14 protein-coding genes are annotated in these 16,976 nt (G+C 74.3%); 7 read left to right on the plus strand and 7 right to left on the minus strand.

Annotation, left to right across the window (positions count from 1 at the left end):
* Positions 1 to 68 precede the first annotated feature (68 nt).
* Complete coding sequence (locus ACLB9X_RS26095; RefSeq protein WP_410362844.1) at positions 69 to 755, plus strand: ScbR family autoregulator-binding transcription factor; 687 nt, start codon at positions 69 to 71, stop codon at positions 753 to 755.
* A 213-nt stretch (positions 756 to 968) separates the two neighbouring features.
* On the plus strand, positions 969 to 1,733 hold the full coding sequence (locus ACLB9X_RS26100; protein WP_410362845.1) for an SDR family oxidoreductase: 765 nt from the start codon (positions 969 to 971) through the stop codon (positions 1,731 to 1,733).
* A 57-nt stretch (positions 1,734 to 1,790) separates the two neighbouring features.
* On the opposite strand, the gene ACLB9X_RS26105 is transcribed toward ACLB9X_RS26100, so the two are convergent.
* Complete coding sequence (locus ACLB9X_RS26105; protein WP_410362846.1) at positions 1,791 to 2,510, minus strand: ScbR family autoregulator-binding transcription factor; 720 nt, start codon at positions 2,508 to 2,510, stop codon at positions 1,791 to 1,793.
* Between the two features lie 284 nt (positions 2,511 to 2,794).
* Between ACLB9X_RS26105 and ACLB9X_RS26110 the strand changes: the two genes are divergently transcribed.
* Positions 2,795 to 3,703, plus strand: coding sequence for a zinc-binding alcohol dehydrogenase family protein (locus tag ACLB9X_RS26110; RefSeq protein WP_410362847.1), 909 nt, complete (start codon positions 2,795 to 2,797; stop codon positions 3,701 to 3,703).
* 620 nt (positions 3,704 to 4,323) lie between these two features.
* Here ACLB9X_RS26110 and ACLB9X_RS26115 read toward each other — a convergent pair.
* Together ACLB9X_RS26115 and ACLB9X_RS26120 are read right to left on the minus strand one after the other, a co-directional pair.
* Positions 4,324 to 5,982 (minus strand): bifunctional 3'-5' exonuclease/DNA polymerase, encoded by a 1,659-nt coding sequence (locus ACLB9X_RS26115; protein WP_410362848.1) that lies wholly within the window; start codon positions 5,980 to 5,982, stop codon positions 4,324 to 4,326.
* Positions 5,983 to 6,030: 48 nt separating this feature from the next.
* Positions 6,031 to 6,591 carry a sugar O-acetyltransferase gene (locus ACLB9X_RS26120; protein WP_410362849.1) on the minus strand — a complete coding sequence of 187 codons (561 nt, stop codon included), beginning with the start codon at positions 6,589 to 6,591 and terminating at the stop codon, positions 6,031 to 6,033.
* A gap of 112 nt (positions 6,592 to 6,703) precedes the next feature.
* Between ACLB9X_RS26120 and ACLB9X_RS26125 the strand changes: the two genes are divergently transcribed.
* The 3 genes from ACLB9X_RS26125 (at position 6,704) to ACLB9X_RS26135 (ending at position 10,657) form a co-directional block, all read left to right on the plus strand.
* Complete coding sequence (locus ACLB9X_RS26125; protein WP_410362850.1) at positions 6,704 to 7,372, plus strand: lipoprotein; 669 nt, start codon at positions 6,704 to 6,706, stop codon at positions 7,370 to 7,372.
* Between the two features lie 161 nt (positions 7,373 to 7,533).
* Entirely contained in the window at positions 7,534 to 9,336 is a 1,803-nt protein-coding gene (locus tag ACLB9X_RS26130; protein WP_410362851.1) for a SpoIIE family protein phosphatase, read from the plus strand.
* Between the two features lie 190 nt (positions 9,337 to 9,526).
* Entirely contained in the window at positions 9,527 to 10,657 is a 1,131-nt protein-coding gene (locus ACLB9X_RS26135; protein ID WP_410362929.1) for a DUF2786 domain-containing protein, read from the plus strand.
* A gap of 41 nt (positions 10,658 to 10,698) precedes the next feature.
* Here the strand turns inward: ACLB9X_RS26135 and ACLB9X_RS26140 are convergent, their stop codons facing one another.
* The 4 genes from ACLB9X_RS26140 to ACLB9X_RS26155 all read right to left on the minus strand — a co-directional run bounded on the left by ACLB9X_RS26140 (position 10,699) and on the right by ACLB9X_RS26155 (position 14,614).
* On the minus strand, positions 10,699 to 11,349 hold the full coding sequence (locus ACLB9X_RS26140; RefSeq protein ID WP_410362852.1) for a lactate utilization protein C: 651 nt from the start codon (positions 11,347 to 11,349) through the stop codon (positions 10,699 to 10,701).
* Entirely contained in the window at positions 11,346 to 12,983 is a 1,638-nt protein-coding gene (locus ACLB9X_RS26145) for a lactate utilization protein B (protein WP_410362853.1), read from the minus strand. The genes ACLB9X_RS26140 and ACLB9X_RS26145 overlap by 4 nt, the downstream gene beginning before the upstream one ends.
* On the minus strand, positions 12,980 to 13,747 hold the full coding sequence (locus tag ACLB9X_RS26150) for a (Fe-S)-binding protein (protein ID WP_410362854.1): 768 nt from the start codon (positions 13,745 to 13,747) through the stop codon (positions 12,980 to 12,982). Before ACLB9X_RS26150 ends, ACLB9X_RS26145 begins: the two co-directional genes overlap by 4 nt.
* Positions 13,748 to 13,879: 132 nt before the next feature.
* Positions 13,880 to 14,614: a FadR/GntR family transcriptional regulator gene (locus ACLB9X_RS26155; protein ID WP_410362855.1), complete on the minus strand. Its 735-nt coding sequence runs from the start codon at positions 14,612 to 14,614 to the stop codon at positions 13,880 to 13,882.
* A 178-nt stretch (positions 14,615 to 14,792) separates the two neighbouring features.
* Here ACLB9X_RS26155 and ACLB9X_RS26160 point away from each other — a divergent pair, with 178 nt between their 5' ends.
* The gene (locus ACLB9X_RS26160; protein WP_410362856.1) at positions 14,793 to 16,877 is read left to right on the plus strand and encodes an FUSC family protein; all 2,085 of its coding nucleotides are present in this window, start codon (positions 14,793 to 14,795) and stop codon (positions 16,875 to 16,877) included.
* The last annotated feature ends 99 nt before the right edge of the window (positions 16,878 to 16,976 follow it).

Below are 16,976 nucleotides of genomic sequence, written 5' to 3' on the forward strand. Positions count from 1 at the left end.
TTTTGTCAATCGATCCGCGGCAAACTCAAGAAGAACTTGAAAGCGAACGGGAAGTGAGAGGAGGCCTGATGGCACGTCAGGAACGCGCGACCAGGACTCGCGCGACCATCCTTGAGGCAGCCGCCACCGTCTTCGCGGAGCGGGGCTACGAGGCCGCGACCATCGCGGACATCCTGGCCCGCGCCGACGTGACGAAGGGCGCGCTGTACTTCCACTTCTCGTCCAAGGAAGACCTGGCCAGAGGGGTCCTCGCCTACGCGGTGACCACCGAGGGCGTCCCCGAGCAGCCGTCCAAGCTCCAGGAAGTCGTGGACGTCAGCATGGTGCTGGCCTACCGGCTGCCCCGCGAGGTCGTCCTGCGCGCGGCCGCACGTCTCGCCGCCGACCAGAGCTCGCGGGACCTCTTCGGAGCCCCGTACAGCGAGTGGACGGAACTGGTCGCGAGCCTGCTCAGCCAGGCCAAGGCGCAGGGCGAACTGCTTCCGCACGTGCTGCCCGAGGAGACGGCCGGCATCCTCGTCGGCGCCTTCACCGGCCTCTCGCTCACCTCGCAGGCCTCGTCCGACATCTCGTGTCTGGAGCGCCAGGTTGGCCTGATGTACGACCACATGCTGCCCGCCATCGCCGTCCCTGGGATCCTCGGCCGGCTGGACACCAGGCCCGACCGCGGCGCCCGGGTATCCGCCCGGGCCGCCGAGGGGGACGGCGAGGAGGGCGCGGCACTGGCGGCCGGGGTGGGTGCCGCAGGCGCCTAGGACGTCCGGCGGAACGTCCGGTGGAGCCTTGCCGCAGGGTCTTCCGGCGCAGCTTTCGGCTAGGAATGTGCCGCATGGCCTTCCGGCGGAACTTCCGGTAGGACCTTCCGGCAGGGCCTTCCGGCAGGGCCTTCGGGTGGGCGGCACGTCCGCCGGACGGCCGCCGCATCATCACGCGCGACAATCGATCACTTCGAAGGGGAGGGCGGTCGCATGACTGCTTCGGGTGCAAGGACAGCGCTGGTCACGGGGGCGAGCAGGGGGATCGGCCGCGGCATAGCGCAGCGGCTGGCGAGGGACGGTTTCCTCGTCGCGGTCCACTACGGGAGCAACGACGCGGCCGCGAAGGAGACGGTCGAGTCGATCATCGCCGAGGGCGGGCGGGCCTTCGCCGTGCGCGCCGATCTGGCCGCCGGCGACGGCGTGGCCGCGCTCTACGAGGGCTTCGGCGAGGGCATGGCGGCGCAAGGCACGGAGCCGGGGCTCGACGTCCTGGTCAACAACGCCGCGCTCGGGCCGACGGCAAGGATCCACGAGGTGACCGAGGCCGACTTCGACCTGCTCTTCGCGGTGAACGTCAAGGCGCCGTTCTTCCTGGTCCAGCGCGGTCTCGGGCTGCTGCGCGACGGCGGGCGCGTGGTCAACATCTCCTCGGGCGTGACCCGGATCGCGTTCCCCGACGCCATCGCGTACTCGATGACCAAGGGCGCCGTGGACACCTTCACCCTGGCCCTCGCCAAGGAGCTCGCCGGACGCGGGATCACCGTGAACACCGTGGCGCCCGGCTTCGTCGAGACGGACATGAACGCGCCCCTGCGCTCCACCCCGGAGGGCGCCGCCTTCCTGGAGGGCTTCTCCGCCTTCGGCCGCATCGGGCAGCCGGCCGACATCGCGGACGTCGTGGGCTTCCTGGCCTCCGAGGAGTCCCGCTGGGTCACCGGGCAGTACATCGACGCCACGGGCGGCTCACGGCTCTGACGCGGGGCCTGAAGGCCGTCTCACGGTCTTACGGGGCAGGGGCGGGCGGCCGCGGGCTCAGGGCTCCGCCGAGCAGGGCCCCAGCGGGCACAGCTCGCCGTCCTGGCCGTCCCGGGTGCGGGAGCCGTCCGCCATCAGCACCGGCAGGTGCCTGGCGGCGGCGACCTCCGGCAGCACCAGCTCCCAGATCCGGCTGAGCCACGCGCGGGGCGGCTCGGGAGGATCGTCGGCACCCTGCGGAGGCACGAGTTCGGCCAGGACGCCGTGGTCGCGCACGGTCGTCTCCAGACCTGACATCAGGTACGCCACGAGTACGGCGACCGTGTGGACGTTCGCATCAGGGATCAGGGACCCGTCGGTCCGGGCGTGGCGCAGCAGCCGGCGTACGGCCTCCGCCCAGGTTGCGTTCCAGTGGCGCGGCAGGTCGGCGCTCGCGGGACGCTCCCTGGCCAGCCGGGCTCCCGCCCGCGCGACGGGGTCCCTCTCCAGCAGGGCGGCGAGCTCGTGCGTGATGTCGATGACGGACTGCAGGGCCGGGCCGGGGCGGCGGCGCACGTCGTCGACGACGCTCCGGGCGGCGAGGTGGGCGGACTCCTGGACGGCGTCCGCGAGTTCGTCCTTGGAGGCGAAGTGGAACGACAGCGCGCCCTTGGACACACCGGCGGCCTCACTGATCCGGGTGAGCGAGGAGCGCTCGTAGCCGACCTCGTCGAAGGTCAGGGCCGCCGCGCGGATCAAGGATCGTCGGGTCTGTTCCGCCCGCTCCTGCTTGGCCACCGCCGCCACCCCTTCCTCGCGATCCGCAATACGAGGGACATCTCCCACCACAGAAACCTACCATGCGGTTTCTTTACTGGCCCTTGGTGTGCGGGGTCCGACTGGATTTCGCTCTCATTGGCCTCTGAAACTACCCCGAACCGGGAGGTGGGGGCCGTCCCAAGGGCCAGACATTGTCATCTGTGCGCGTGTGCGTGAAGAAAGAAACCGTTTAGTCGGTTGTTTATACCGGCCCGGGCCGCGTCGACGGACGGGCACACCGGACAGAAGGGGGAGATTCGAGAGTGCGTGCGATCCAGTTCAGCCGATTCGGCGGTCCCGAGGTGCTGGAGGCCGTTGAGGTGCCCGATCCCGTCCCGGGACCGGGCGAGTTGTTGATCAGGGTGGAGGCGGCCGGCGTGAACTACGCCGACACCCTCGTCGTCGACGGCTCCTACGCCGTAGCGGAATCGCTGCCGCGCATCCCGGGCAGCGAAGTCGTCGGCCGCACCGAGGACGGCCGCCGGGTGCTCGCCCGGGTGGCGAACGGGTACGCCGGGTTGGCCGTCGCCAAGGAGTCGGCCGTCATCGGGATACCGGACGTACTCGACGCGGGACAGGCGCTGGCCCTGCTGATGCAGGGCCTGACCGCGTGGCACCTGCTGAAGTCGGCGGCCCGCCTCCAGCCGGGCGAGACGGTGGTCGTGCACGCGGCGGGCGGGGGCGTGGGCAGCCTCGCCGTGCAACTCGCGCGGATATTCGGCGCGGGCCGGGTGCTGGCCCAGGCGTCGACGCCCGAGAAGCGCGAACTGGCCCTGACGCTGGGGGCGGACGCGGTGGCGGAGTACCCGCTCGCGGAGCGCGCGGACGTGGTCCTGGACGCGACGGGCGGGGAGCTGTTCGAGCAGGCGCTGGCGTCCCTCGCGGACTTCGGCCGGCTGGTGACGTACGGGGACGCGCGGGGGGAGGGGCTGCCGCCCGTGGACCCGGCGCGGCTGTCGCGCCTGAACGCGGCGGTGGTCGGCTTCTGGCTCCGCCCGACGCTGGCGCGGCCCGGGGCGGTGGCGGGCCCGCTGACGGAGATGCTTCGCCTGGTGTCGGAGGGACGCCTGGTGCCGGTGACGTCGCCGCCGTACGGGCTCGGCGAGGCCCGCCGCGCCTTCGAGGACCTGCGGGCGCGGCGCACGACGGGCAAGGTGCTGCTGCGTCCGTGACGCGGCCCGTGCCACGGGGTGGTGGCCGGGGCTCTGCCCCGGGCCCCGCCGGGTTTCGCCCGGTCTGCGGGCGCGGCGCGCTTGGCTCGGTCTGCCAGGGCGGTGCGGCGCACGGGGTGTTGGCCGGGTACGATGCCTCGGCCGGGTTGCCGGGGCTCCGCGTCCCCGGGCCCCGCGCCTCAATCTCCCCCTACGGCCTGGCGGCCGTGGGAGGTGCCCCCAGCGGGGCTGGTTTTGCCCGGTCCGCGGCCGCACCCCCGGCGGGGTTGGGTTGGCCCGGTTCGCCGGCGCAGCCCCGGGCCCCGCCGGGTTTCGCCCGGTCCGCGGGCGCGGCGCACTTGGCTCGGTCTGCCAGGGCGGCGCGGTCCACCAGGGCGGCCGGGTAGCCGGGGCGCCGCCCCGGACCCCGCGCCTCAATCGCCGGCAAGGCTGGTTTGTCCGGTCCGCGCCCGCAGTCCCCGGGCGGGGCTGGGTTTTGCCCAGGTCCGTCGGCGCAGCCCCCCAGGGGCTGGTTTTGCCCGGTCCGCGGGCGCAGCCCCGGATTGGCCCGGTCCGCGGGCGCGGCGCGCTTGGCCGGGCCGACCAAGCGCGGCGCGCTCCCGCGCGACACGCCCCCGGTCCTACTTCGCGTCCGCGTAGCGCTCCACCACCGCCACCGTGAACGGGAAGCGGACCGGGGTGTCGCCGAAGGTGAGGCGGCCCGCGAGGGCGGCCGCCTCGCGGATCGCGTGGGTCACCGCTTCCGTCTCCTCCACCGGGCAGTGCACGATCACCTCGTCGTGCTGGAAGAACACCAGCTCCGCCCGCATCCCCGCCGTCGACCGCCGCAGCGCCGCCAGCATCAGCAGGGCCCAGTCCGCGGCGCTGCCCTGCACCACGAAGTTCCTCGTGAAGCGGCCCCGCGCGCGGGCGTCCGAGGAGGAGACGCGGCCGCGGTCCCCGTCGTCCTCCTGCGGAATGCCCGCCTCCTCCGTACCCGCCGCCTCGGCCCCCGGGCTCGTCCGGCCGAGCCAGGTGCGGACGCGGCGGCCCTCCTCGCCCGCCTTCGCCGCCTCGTCCACGTACGCCACGGCCCGCGGGAACCGGCGCCGCAGGGCCGCCAGGTTCTTCAGGCCGTCGCCCGACGTCTGCCCGTAGATCGCGCCGAGCAGCGCGAGCTTCGCGTGCGCGCGGTCGCCGGAGAACGCGCGGTCGGACAGCGCGGTGTACAGGTCGCCGTCGTGACCGGCGACCTCCATCAGCCCCCGGTCACGGGAGATCGCGGCCAGCACCCGCGGCTCCATCTGGTCCGCGTCGGCCACCACCAGCCGCCAGCCCTCGTCCGCGACCACCGCGCGCCGGATCACCTTGGGGATCTGCAGCGCCCCGCCGCCATTGGCCGTCCACCGCCCCGACACGGTGCCGCCGGGCTGGTACTCCGGCCGGAACCGTCCGTCGCACACCCAGTCCTGGAGCCAGCTCCAGCCGTGCGCGGTCCAGATGCGGTACAGCTTCTTGTACCGCAGAAGCGGCTCGACCGCCGGATGGTCGATCTCCGCCAGCTCCCAGCGGCGGGTCGACCGCACCTTGATCCCGGCCCCGGCGAACGCCTTCACCACGTCCGCCGGCAGATCGGGCCGCACCCGCCGGCCGAACGCCGCCGACACCTGGTCCGCCAGCTCCGCGAGGCGGCGCGGCTCGCCGCCGCCCGCGTACCGCTCGCCGAGCAGTTCGTGCAGGACCTCGCGGTGCACGTCGGCCCGCCACGGCAGGCCCGCCCGGTGCATCTCGGCGGCCACCAGCATCCCCGCCGACTCGGCGGCGGTCAGCAGCCGCATCCTGTCCGGGTGTTCGCAGGCCTCGTGGCGCCTGAGCTGACCGGCGTAGACCTCGAGCAGCGCCTCCAGCGGCAGGGGCACCGGCTGTGGCTCGAACAGCGGGGCCTGCGAGCCCGGCACGGCCGCGCGCACCGGGGGATCGGGGGGCACGGGCGCGTTCCGCAGGCGGGCCCACGCGGCCGCCGCCGAGCGCGGCTCGCCCAGCCGCCCCTCGTGGCCGAGCAGCAGCAGCTCCGCGTCCTCGATGTCGTAGCACCGGTCGACCCTGACGCCCGCCGCGAGCAGCCGGGGATAGATCTCCGCCGTGGACCGCCACACCCACCGGCCCACGCCGGGCCGGGAGCGGACCGCCTCGACCAGGTCCGGCTCGGTGACGACCGGCCCCGCGGGCAGGCCGTCGGGGCCGAGGGGCACGAGCCGTGCCCCGTCCCCGTCCGCCGCCACGGCCCACCGCTCGCTCACGGGTTCGAGTGTGGCAGCAGGGTCGGACACTGCGCCGCAGCGCCGCGGTCAGCCCGTGAGGCGGCGCACGACACGGGCCGGGCTGCCGACCGCGAGCACCCCGGCCGGCAGGTCCCTGGTGACGACGGACCCCGCGCCCACGACGGTGTTCTCGCCGATCGTCACCCCGGGGCAGACGATCACCCCGCCGCCCAGCCACACGTTGTCGCCCACGGTCACCGGGTCCGCCCGCTCCCATCCGGCGCGGCGGCGTTCGGCGTCCAGCTCGTGGGTGGGCGTGAGGAGCTGGACGTTCGGACCGATCTGCACGTCGGCCCCGATCGTGATGGGGGCGGCGTCCAGGAGGACGGCGTTGAAGTTGACGAACGTCCGGTCGCCGATACGGATGTTGTAGCCGTAGTCGCACCGGAACGGCGGCCGGACGCGCACCTTCCGGCCCAGGCCGCCGAGCAGTTCGGCGAGGATCCGCTCCCGGTCGGCGGGCGCCGCGCCGCCGCCGGCGTTGTACGCGGCACACAGCGCGAAGCGCCGCTCGGTGTCCGCCGCCAGTTCGGGGTCGTCGGGCAGGTACCACTCGCCCGCCAGCATCCGGTCCTTGTTGACACCCATGCGCGGTCCGCCCCTCGGCTCCGGTCGTCGCCTCCGTACGATTGATCCTTACTACGCGGCCGGTCATGGCCGCGAGCACTTTCACAGGGTGGGGACTTCGGTGCGAGAAGTGATGCGGGGACGTGCGCGCCGCGCGGCCGTCACGGCGGCGACGGCGGTCCTGGCGCTGGGCGCGGTGACCGGCTGCTCGTCGAAGCCGGAACCGGAGCCGCAGCCGGCGGCGGCGGACACCAAGGCCGGGGCGGGGAGCACCGCGACGCCCGCCGCCGCGGGCTCCGTGCAGAAGGGGGCCACGATCGGCGGCCCCGGCTCACCGTGCCCGATGCCGGTCACCTTCGACGTCGCGGCCCGCTGGAAGCCCGAAGCGGTCGAGAGCGGCGGTGCGGACGACGAGCTCGGCGCTCTCCTGCGGCAGGGTCCCGTGACGCTCGTCTGCGAGATCGACGCGAAGCCCGCCGGGAACATCGGCTTCCTCCGCGTCTGGGCGGGCGGCACGGCGGGGGACGACGCCCGTGAGGCGCTGCGGGCGTTCGTCGCGGACGCGGCGAAGAGCCGCGAGAAGGAGGCGTACACCGCCACGAAGGCGGGCGGGCTGGACGCCGTCGAGGTCACGTACCTCAACACCGACGAGTTCCTCGACGAGCCGAAGAAGGAGCGCGCCTTCGCCGTGACGACGCCCAAGGGCGTCGTGGTCGTGGACCTCGGCGGACTCGACAGCCGGGAACACGAGGAGATGCTCCCGGCGTACGAGCTGGCCAGGAAGAGCCTGCGCACCGGCTGACGTCCCTGCCCGGGGTCGTTTCTGTCATGGCGCTGCCACAGTCGGCCCCTTCGCCGTACGCTGACGACCGCCGGGCGGCCGTGCCATCCGGCAAGCGGGGCTGTCCCTGACGGGGGACACTGTGGACCAGGGCGCGGGCGACGTGACGGGAGGCCGAAACGGTGAACGGCGGCAGCCGCAAACGGCGCCTGACCAGCCGGATATCGTCGGGAGGCGGCGCGTCGGCCCACCGCTCCGGCGCGGCGGGTCCGCGTTTCCGCCGAGGCAGGGGCCTTGTGCCGCCCGACCAGTTCACCACCCGCAGCAGGCTCGCCTGGCTGAACTCCGCCACCTCCAGGATCGGTACGACCTTGGACCTGGAACGCACCGCGCAGGAACTCGCCGAGTTCACCGTGCCCCGCTTCGCCGACGGAGCCGCCGTCGACATCCTCGAGAGCGTCCTGCGCGGGGACGAGGGAAGCCGGTGGACCCGTACGGGCATCCCCGCCATGCGGGCTACGGCGCTGTGCGCCATCGAGGAGCTCTCCTCGCTCGAACCGACACCGGTGGGGGAGGTCTTCGACCACACCGAGTCGCCGCACGAGACGCTGCTGCACCGGTACTGCCTCCGGCAGGGCAAGCCGGTCCTCCTGAGCCGCATGAACGACGACGACTACGTGCGCGTCGCGCCCACCGCGAGCGCGGCCGTCAAGATGCGCGCCGCGGGGGTGCGCAGCTATCTGGCCGTGCCGCTGATCGCCCGCGGGGTGCTGCTCGGCACCGCCGACTTCGTACGCGGGCCCGGCACACCGCCGTTCTCCTCCACGGACCTCGCCCTCGCCGAACAACTCGCCTCCAAGGCCGCCGTCTTCATCGACAACGCCCGCCTGTACGGGCGCGAGCGCGAGCACGTCGTCTCCCTGCAGCGCAGCCTCCTGCCCCGCGCGACCCCGCTCACCCCCGGCCTGCGGGTGCATCCCGAGTACGCGCCCTCCACCGGCGGTCACGGCGTGGGCGGCGACTGGTACGACGTCATGGCCCTGCCCGGCGGACGCACGGCCCTCATGGTCGGCGACGTCATGGGGCACGGCCTGCCCGCGGCCGCCACGATGGGTCGGCTGCGGGCGGTCGCGCGGACGCTGATGACCCTGGACATGGCCCCCGAGCGGGTCCTCGCCCGGCTCGATCTGGCCACCCGCGACCTGGAGGACGAACAGGTCGCCACCTGCCTGTGCGCGGTCTACGACCCGGCCGACTCCAGCTACACGCTGGCCAGCGCGGGGCATCTGCCGCCCCTGCTGCTCGACGGGCCGGGCTCGGCCACTTTCGTGGACGTGCCGGCCGGGGCGCCGCTCGGGGCGGGGGTGATCCCGTACGACCCGGTGCGGCTGAAGGTGCCCGAGGGCAGCGGGCTGGTGCTGTACACGGACGGACTCGTCAAGTCCCGGACCGAGGACATGGACGTCCAGTTGGAGCGGCTGCGCACCTCGGCGCTCGGTCTCGGTCCCGGCGTGCTGGAGGCGGGCCGCCTGCTGGACTGCGCGCCGGCCAGTGCCGCCGCCCGGTTCGACGAGGCCGTGCTGCTCGTCGCCGCGGGCTCCGCGGTCCCGCGCACGGACCTGCGGGTGTGGGAGCTGCCGAAGGACGGCCGGGCGGCGTCGGTCGCCCGCGGGCTCGTCACCGGCCAGCTCTCCGCCTGGGGCCTCGGCGAGCTCGCCGACGTCTGCGAACTCGTCGTCTCCGAACTGGTCGGCAACGCGCTGCGCTACGGGAACGGCCCCGGCCGGCTGCGGCTGCTGCGCGGCGAACGCCTCACCGTGGAGGTCTCCGACACCGGCCCGGACCTGCCCCAGATCCAGCACGCGGACCTCAGCGACGAGGGCGGCCGGGGACTCCAGCTGATCAACATGCTCTGCCGCAGCTGGGGTTCGTGCCGCACGGACACGGGCAAGGTGGTGTGGGCGGAGCAGAACATCGCCCTGTAGCGGTCCGCGGGCGGGGTCGTGCGTTTCCAGCCCGTCCGGCGTTTGAGGACACGCCCGCAGGGCGTGCCGTGCCACCGGGGCCGGCCGGGCCGGATGCCTCGGCCGGGTTGCCGGGGCTCTGCCCCGGCGGCGTCGGGCCCGCCCCGGGTCGCCACCGGCCCCGGTGGGGCAGGCACCGCCCCGTGACACCATCGGGTGTGTGAACACGGTCGAGAACGCGCTGGCCGCGGCGCTGTACGCGGACGGCGACGAGTCGCTGGACACCGCCGCCTCCCTGCTCGCCGCCGACCCGACCGCCGACGCGGAACTGCGGCGGCGCGGCGAGGAGTTGCTGCGCCGGGCCTGGGAGCGCGGCTGGCAGCCCGCCGACGTCGTACGCCTGGTCCGGCGCGACCTCGACGACGCCCACGAGCGCCTGGCCGCCGGTCTGGTCACCGCCGAGTCGCTGACCTACGGCGACCGGCTCGCCCCGCGCTGGCGAACCCAGCTCGCCGACCTCGCCGACCACGAGCCGTACCGGGCCGACCGGTTCACGCACGCGACCTCCGTCCTGGAGCTGTACCGCCTGCTCGCGCGTCTCCCGGGGATCGAGCCCGTCGCGCCGCCGCCGGGCGCGCCCTTGACGGCGGCCGCCTCCCCGCACGAGCCGCGCATGCTCACCCGGGTGCGCGCCCTGCTGGCCAAGGCGGAGGCGACGGGCTACCCCGAAGAGGCCGAGGCGCTCACCGCGAAGGCCCAGGAGCTGATGGCCCGCCACAGCATCGACGAGGCCGTCCTCGCCCACGGCGCGCACAGCAAGGACGCGCCGTCCGCCTGCCGCATCGGCGTGGACGCCCCGTACGAGACGGCCAAGGCCGTCCTGCTCGACGCGGTCGCCTCCGCGAACCGCTGCCGCGCGGTCTGGAACAGCGCCTTCGGCTTCAGCACCGTCGTGGGCTTCGAGGGCGATCTCGAAGCGGTCGAACTGCTCTACACCTCGCTGCTCGTCCAGGGCGCCGGGGCCATGACGAAGGCGGAGTCCGCGCAGCGCGCGGGCGGGCGCCGGCGCACGAAGACCTTCCGGCAGTCGTTCTGGACAGCGTACGCCTCCCGCCTGGGCGAGCATCTGACGGCGGTGGCCGAGGAACAGGTCACCGCGGACCTGCTCCCGGTCCTGGCCACCCGCGAGGTGGCGGTCGCGGACCACGCGGACCGGATGTTCCCGCAGACGACCAGGACCCGGGTCCGCGGCGCGACGGACCTCGAGGGCTGGCGCGACGGCACGTCGGCGGCCGACCGGGCCCGGCGGGAGCCGCACTCCCACCGCAAGCCACTGCGCTAGCGGGACGCCGCCTCCCTGGCGGCCCGACCGCGTCGTACGCCTCAGACGTCGGTGCGGACGATCACGTCCAGCGCGCGCGGACCGTGGACGCCCTCCACGCGCTCCAGTTCGATGTCGGAGGTGGCCGACGGGCCGCTGATCAGCGTGGTCGGCCGGCCCGGCACGAGCCGTGCGACGGCGTCGGGCACGCCCGTCTCCACCGTGGACAGGTCGACCACGCACACATGGAGGTCCGGTACGAGGGACAGCGCCCGGCGGCCCTGGTCCGGCGAACCGTCCAGGAAGATCGTGCCGGTCTCCGCACAGGCGACGGCGGACGCCGTGACCACCCCGTCCAGCGTGTCCAGTCCGGCCGCCGGCACGTCGGCGGCATCGACGCGCACCTCGCCGTCGTGGCCGGTCAGCCAGCCCGGGTCGAGGCCCGCCGGCACGCCGATCACGCGGGCACCCCGCTCGCGCAGGACGCGGGCGACGACCTCGGCGGTGCGATCGGCCGTGCAGGGGTGGACCCGCGCCCGGTAGTCGATCAGCCGGTCGGTGAAGAGGGCCAGGCGCTCCCCGTCGGGCAGGGTGCGACCGGTGCGGTAGTCCCGGGGCACCGTCACCTCGCGCCGGGGCGCGAGCGCGAGGGCGTCGCGGACCCGGCCGAGCACGATGTCGCGGGCCGACGGCCCGGCGGCCGGTGCGCTCACTGGTCCTCCTCGTGGTCGACGGGACCGGCGGACTGCTGCCGTTCCCCTTCGGGGGTGACCGGACCGGCAGACCGACGCCGCTCCCCTTCGTGGTCGACGGGACCGGCGGACCGCTCGCGTTCCCCTTCGCGGGCCGCCTCGCGCAGCGCCTCGCCGCCCTCCCGTGAGGCGAACCAGGCACGGAACGTCTGCCGCGGCGGGGCCGGTGTGTCCCGGCTGTCGCTCCAGCCGGAGAACGGCGGCGGCAGGCGCCGGATCGTGCCGTCCCGGCCGGCGGCCACCCGGCCGAGCCGGGCCGCCCGCTGTGCGGCCGTGTACAGCTTCGGCCGCTTCATCACGGCCGCCGCCGCCTTCATCGCCGACCGCTCCCCGCCGCCCCGCGTCTGCTCGGTCTTCTGGTGGCGCAGCTCGACCAGCAGCGACGGGATGTCGATCTTCACGGGGCAGGCGTCGAAGCACGCGCCGCAGAGGCTGGAGGCGTACGGCAACGAGGCGTTCGGGTCGTTCTCGGCGGCGTGCATCCCGGCGAGCTGCGGGGTGAGCACCGCGCCGATCGGGCCCGGATAGGTCGATCCGTAGGCGTGGCCGCCGACGCGCTCGTACACCGGGCAGACGTTCAGACAGGCCGAGCAGCGGATGCAGTTGAGCGCCTCGCGGCCGGTCGGGTCGGCGAGCGCCGCGGTGCGCCCGTTGTCGAGGAGGACGAGATGGAAGTCCTGCGGCCCGTCGCCCTCGGTCACACCCGTCCACAGCGAGGTGTACGGGTTCATCCGCTCACCGGTCGAGGAGCGCGGCAGCAACTGCAGGAAGACCTCCAGCTGCTGATGGCGTGGCAGAACCTTCTCGATGCCCATGACGGTGATCAGCGTCTCGGGCAGGGTCAGGCACATCCGGCCGTTGCCCTCGGACTCGACGACGCACAGCGTGCCGGTCTCGGCGATGCCGAAGTTGGCGCCGGACACGGCCACCTTGGTGGTCATGAACTTGTGCCGCAGGTACGCACGGGCGGCGGCCGCCAGGTGCTCGGGCACGGAGTCGAGGTCCGGGTCGACGCCCGGGATCTCCCGCAGGAAGATGTCGCGGATCTCGTCGCGGTTGCGGTGGATCGCGGGGACCAGGATGTGCGAGGGCCGGTCGTGGCCGAGCTGCACGATCAGCTCGGCGAGGTCCGTCTCCCAGGCGGTGACGCCCTCGTCCGCCAGGTGCTCGTTGAGGCCGATCTCCTGCGTGGCCATCGACTTGACCTTGATGATCTCGTCGCTGCCGGCCGCCTTGACCAGGCGGGTGACGATCGCGTTGGCCTCGGCGCCGTCGCGTGCCCAGTGGACGGTGCCGCCGCGTTCGGTGACCTTCCGCTCCAGCTCCTCCAGCAGCTCCGGGAGCCGGTTCATGGTGTCGGTCTTGATCGCGGAGCCCGCGTCGCGCAGCTGCTCCCAGTCGGGCAGTTCACCGGTGACGGCGAGCCGCTTGGCGCGGATGGTGCGGGTGGCTCTGCCGAGGTTGCGGCGCAGCTGCGCGTTGTTCAGCTCGCCCTCGGCCGCCTCGGGGAACGGGGCGTCGCCGCGCAGGTTCCCGGCCCCGTAGGGGACGCGCGGCGGCCTGGCGGGCATGCCGAGGAAGGTGCTGGTGCTCATCGTGCGGCCTCCGTCGGGGCGTACGGAGCCGTGCGGGTGGCGGCGAGGATCTGGGCGAGGTGCAGCGTGCGGGTACCCGCTCCGGTACGGGAGAGCCCGCCGCCGATGTGCATCAGGCACGACGAGTCGCCGGCGGTGCAGACGTCTGCGCCGGTCGCGACGACGTGGCGCATCTTGTCCTGGAGCATGGCGGTGGAGGTCCCGGCGTTCTTCAGGGCGAACGTCCCGCCGAAGCCGCAGCACGCGTCGGCCTCCGGCAGCTCCACGAGGTCGATGTGCTCCACCGCGCGCAGCAGCCGCAGCGGCTTGTCCCCGACGCGCAGCATCCGCAGTGAGTGACAGGTGGGGTGGTAGGTGACGCGGTGCGGGAAGTACGCGCCCACGTCCGTGACGCCGAGCACGTCCACGAGCAGCTCGGACAGCTCGTACGTCTTCGCCTTCACCCCGGCGACCGCCGTGACGAGCGCCGCGTCGCCGTACCGCCGGGCGACGATCTCGTGCTGGTGGCGCACGGATCCGGCGCACGAACCGGAGGGCATGACCACGGCGTCGACCGAGGAGTCGCCGAACTGGTCGGCGAAGTTCCGTACCAGCGGGAGCGGTTCGCGCTGGTACCCGGTGTTGATGTGCATCTGGCCGCAACAGGTCTGCTCGGGCGGGAAGACGATCTCGTGGCCGAGGCGGGCGAGCAGGAGGGCGGTCGAGCGCACGGCGTCGGGGAAGAGGGTGTCTCCCAGGCACGTGGCGAAGAGTCCGATGCGCATGGAGCGAGCCTCCCGGTGGGATCAGTACGGTCCGACCATACGGACGACCGGCCGCCCACGCTACAGACCGTCCATTATGTGGTCGGACCATACTTCCCGCGATCCGGCGTCCCGCCTCCGGGCGCGTCGGGCTCAGGCCCCGGGAGCGGTGTCGTCGACCAGGGTCCCGTGGAACCCGCGGATGTGCCGCTCGGCGAGATCGGCGGCAGCCCCGCCCTCGCCCTCCCGCACCAGCCGCAGCAGCTCCGTGTGCTCGGCGTTGAGCGCCGCGGCCGTGGCGGGCCAGTCCTCCACCGACTCCAGGGCACGCAGGATCAGCGGGCGCACCGACTCGCGCACGGCGGCGGTGAGGGTGGAGGTCAGGCGGTTGCCCGAGCTGCGGGCGATCAGGACGTGGAAGCGGGTGTCCAGGTCGTTGAACTCCGCCGCGCCGATGTCCGCCGCGCGGAGCCGCGACAGGATCTCCTCCGCCTCCGCCAGCTCCTCCGGCGAGGCGTGCCGCGCCGCCGCCTCGAAACTGGAGCGCTCCAGGACGACCCGGGCCTCCAGCACGTCCTCCAGGGTGTAGCTGCCGAGAGCGAAGTGCAGCCGCAGCAGCCGGCCGAGCGCGTCGTCCGGGTTGCGCACCATCCGGGCCCCCGAGTCCGGGCCGCGCCCGACGTTGGCGGTCAGCACCCCGACCGTCTCCAGCACCCGGAGGGCCTCCCGCAGCGCGGACCGGCTGACCCCGAGCGCCGGAGCCAGCTCCCGCTCGGGCGGCAGCCTGTCGCCGGCCCTGAGATCGCCGGAGAGCACCCGCTCCTCGATGCTCTCCAGCACCAGCTCGTGCGTGCGGGACTGCCGCACGGGGCGCCACTCGGCAGTCATCGGATGCTCCTCGGCTCGGGCCACACGGTCGGACCCACCACGCTATGTCACGCCCGTCGTGTGGTCTCGTGTGGTCCGACCCGCTCCCGCTCGGGCCACGCCCCGGCCGTGTGCCCCTGCGCGACCCACACGTCTCCTGGGTGACCGGAATGCCGGTGAAGACCGATACGCTCGGGCCATGAGCTGGCTCAGGGCCCTGAAGGAGACCGCGCGTTCGGGCCTGAAGGTCGAGCGGAAGCGGCTCGAACCGCTCATCGCCCTCCGCGCCGCCGCCGGGCTCGCCCTCGTCGCCGGGACGAGCCTGGTGCTGTTCGGGCCGCTCGTCGCGGTGAGTTCCGCGTTCGGCGCGTTCCAGGCCGCGATCGCCACCTTCCAGCGCAGTTGGCGTCCGCGGCCGGTGCTCGCCCTGATCTCGGGCGCGACGCTCGCCGTCTCGACGTTCGTCGGTTACCTCACCGCAGCGCACATCGCGCTCTTCGTCGTGCTCGTCGCCCTGTGGACGTTCGGCGCGGGGCTGGCCTGGACAGCCGGACCCACCGCCGGGATCATCGCGCTGTCCAACGTCGCGATCATGCTGGTCACGGTCACCCTCCCGACCTCGGTCGCCGGCGCGGCCGGCCACGCGGCGGTGATCGCCGTCGGCGGCGTCGTCCAGGCGGCGCTGGTCGTGCTGTTCCCCGTACGCCGCTGGGGCGCGCAGCGCGACGCGCTCGCCGACGCGCTGTCGGCGGAGGCCGGCTACGCCCGCCGGCTGCGGCAGGACCCGACCGTGCCGTTCGACCCGGCGCCGCTGATGCACGCCCGTGGGGCCGCGGCCGTCACCGAGCGCGAGGCGCGGCGCCGCCCCGCGGAGCTGCACGGCACCCGGGGCATCGCGGAGCGCATCCGCCCCGTGCTCGCGTCCCTCGCCGACCCGGCCGTCGGCGTCCCCGCCGAGGGCCGGGAACGCGACCGGGTGCGCGAACTCCTCGACGCCGCCGGGTCCGTGCTGGACGCCGCGGCCCGCGCCGTACGCCATGGGGACCCGGTGAAGGTCGCCCCGGCCGCACTCGCCGCGCTGCGGACGCCCGACACCGGGGCCGTCCTCACGGGGCCGCCCCGGCGCGCCGCCATACGGCTCGCCGCGCTGCTCGACGACGTCCTCGAGACCGCGCAGGGCGCGGGCACGGGCGATGCCGACGCCGTGCCGCACCGGCGGCGGCCCCCGCTCTGGGCCCTGCTCCCGGGCGCCCTGCGCGCGATGCGCGCCGAACTGCGCCCCGGCTCCCCGATCCTGCGCCACGCGCTGCGCGTCTCCGTGGTCGCCGCAGTCGGCTACCTGCTGGGCGCGGCGCTTCCGTTCGGCCACGGGTACTGGGCCCCGCTGACCTCCGTGATGGTGATGCGGCCCGACTTCTCGCAGACGTACGCCCGTTCCGTCGCCCGCTTCGGCGGCACGCTGGTCGGCGTCGGCGCGGCGACCGCCGTCGTCCAGGCTCTCCACCCCGATGTGTACGCCGGCGCCGCCATGGCGGTCGTGTGCGCCTTCGGCATGTACCTCGTCATGAGCACCGGGTACGCGGCGGCCAGCGTCTTCATCTCCGCCTACGTCGTCTTCCTGCTCGGCATGGGCGGCGAGGACTGGGCCCAGACCGTGCCGGAACGCGTCCTGCTCACCCTGCTCGGCGGGGTGCTCGCGATGATCGCGTACGCCGTGTACCCGGCCTGGGAGACCCCGCGGCTGCGCACCAGGCTCGCCGACTGGCTGGCTGCCGACGGGCGTTACGCCGCCGCCGTCGTCGACTGCTACGCCCGTCCCGTCGACCGCGACCGGACCGCGGTGCGCGAGGCGCTGCTCGCCGCCCGCGACGCGCGCATCGCCTGGCGCGAGGCGGCGGAGAAGGCACGTCACGAACCCGTACGCCACCGGGGCCTGTCCCGTGCCGCGGCCGAGAGCGCCGCAGAGGCGCTGGCCCAGGCGGGACGCGTCGCCATGCTGATGGAGGCCCACATCCCCGAACGCGGCGCACCGCCGGTCCCGGCGGCCACCGACCTGGCCCGCGCGCTGCGCACGGCGACGGGACAGGCGGGCAAGGCGGTCCGGGACCGCAGGGCGCCGGACTGGGGCCCGGTCCGCGACGTGCTGGCGTCCTGGCAGACGCCACCGGCCGAGGGCGTACCCGACGCCGTCCTGCACAGCGCGGCGACGATGCTCCTCGCCGCGCTCCAGGACGTCTCCGAGTCCCTGACCGACGAAGCCCCCCGACCCCACGAGCCTCGGTAGACCATCGACCCACGGCTCGCCGAACCCGGCGTCCGGTACGCCGGCGCGCCGGGCCGGGCAGCCCGGCCCGGCACCCCGGCCGACCCCGCCGAGGCCGGC

It is taken from the genome of Streptomyces sp. 5K101, assembly GCF_046506645.1.
GTDB lineage: Bacteria > Actinomycetota > Actinomycetes > Streptomycetales > Streptomycetaceae > Streptomyces.

What these genes read in the sequence shown, in the direction of transcription:
- ACLB9X_RS26155 (WP_410362855.1), bottom strand. Translation starts at nt 14,614, where the DNA reads ATGACTGCCGAGTGGCGCCCCGTGCGGCAGTCCCGCACGCACGAGCTG.
- ACLB9X_RS26145 (WP_410362853.1), bottom strand. Translation starts at nt 12,983, where the DNA reads ATGAGCACCAGCACCTTCCTCGGCATGCCCGCCAGGCCGCCGCGCGTC.
- ACLB9X_RS26095 (WP_410362844.1), top strand. Translation starts at nt 69, where the DNA reads ATGGCACGTCAGGAACGCGCGACCAGGACTCGCGCGACCATCCTTGAG.
- ACLB9X_RS26120 (WP_410362849.1), bottom strand. Translation starts at nt 6,591, where the DNA reads ATGGGTGTCAACAAGGACCGGATGCTGGCGGGCGAGTGGTACCTGCCC.
- ACLB9X_RS26100 (WP_410362845.1), top strand. Translation starts at nt 969, where the DNA reads ATGACTGCTTCGGGTGCAAGGACAGCGCTGGTCACGGGGGCGAGCAGG.
- ACLB9X_RS26125 (WP_410362850.1), top strand. Translation starts at nt 6,704, where the DNA reads ATGCGGGGACGTGCGCGCCGCGCGGCCGTCACGGCGGCGACGGCGGTC.
- ACLB9X_RS26160 (WP_410362856.1), top strand. Translation starts at nt 14,793, where the DNA reads ATGAGCTGGCTCAGGGCCCTGAAGGAGACCGCGCGTTCGGGCCTGAAG.
- ACLB9X_RS26150 (WP_410362854.1), bottom strand. Translation starts at nt 13,747, where the DNA reads ATGCGCATCGGACTCTTCGCCACGTGCCTGGGAGACACCCTCTTCCCC.